Source organism: Rhodoplanes sp. SY1 (genome assembly GCF_046000175.1).
In the GTDB taxonomy this organism is placed as follows: domain Bacteria; phylum Pseudomonadota; class Alphaproteobacteria; order Rhizobiales; family Xanthobacteraceae; genus Rhodoplanes.
Genome location: NZ_JBEOMB010000265.1, coordinates 1 through 606, shown reverse-complemented (window position 1 = coordinate 606; position 606 = coordinate 1). Strand labels below are relative to the sequence as shown.

Below are 606 nucleotides of genomic sequence, written 5' to 3'. Positions count from 1 at the left end.
GCCGCGGCGAGCAGCGCGTCGAAATCCTCGAGCGTTCCGAAGATTGGGTCGATCCCGGTGTAGTCGGAGATGTCGTAGCCGAAGTCCGCCATCGGCGAGGGAAAGATCGGCGACACCCACAGCGCGTCGACACCGAGCTCCACCAGATGCGGCAGCCGCCGCAGGATGCCGGCGAGATCGCCGATCCCGTCGCCGTTCGAATCCTGAAACGACCGCGGATAGATCTGGTACAGGATCCCGGTCTGCCACCAGCGGGCGGACCACCCCCGCCCCGCAGCGCCGTCCAACGTTTGCCGCTCGGTTTGCACGGTTCTCGTCTGCTCGGCCAGCGCGTCCATGGCGGCCCCCTGTTCGTCCATCGGCATACCGCTAGACGAACGCAGCCGAAGCCGCCCGGTTCGCCGCTTTTTTGCAGAGCCGAAGGACAAAAACGCCGAAGGCCGCCCGTCTCCGGGCGGCCTTCCTGCTTCTCGTCTCGGTCGCGCCTCGTCGGACCGGGCGTGACCGCCCTGCCCGGCCGCAGGCCGCCGGGCCTCGCCGTCACTCGGCGGCGGGCAGCGCCGCCGGCTGCTCCGGCGGCTTGTCGGACGACACCTTCTCGCGCTC

Annotated in this window: 1 protein-coding gene; it reads right to left on the bottom strand. The window is 69.6% G+C overall.

What is annotated here, in order from left to right:
• On the bottom strand, window positions 1-338 hold a 338-nt coding region (locus ABTU92_RS29030; RefSeq protein ID WP_408095028.1), incomplete at its 3' end, for an alpha-amylase family glycosyl hydrolase.
• Window positions 339-606: the final 268 nt, after the last annotated feature.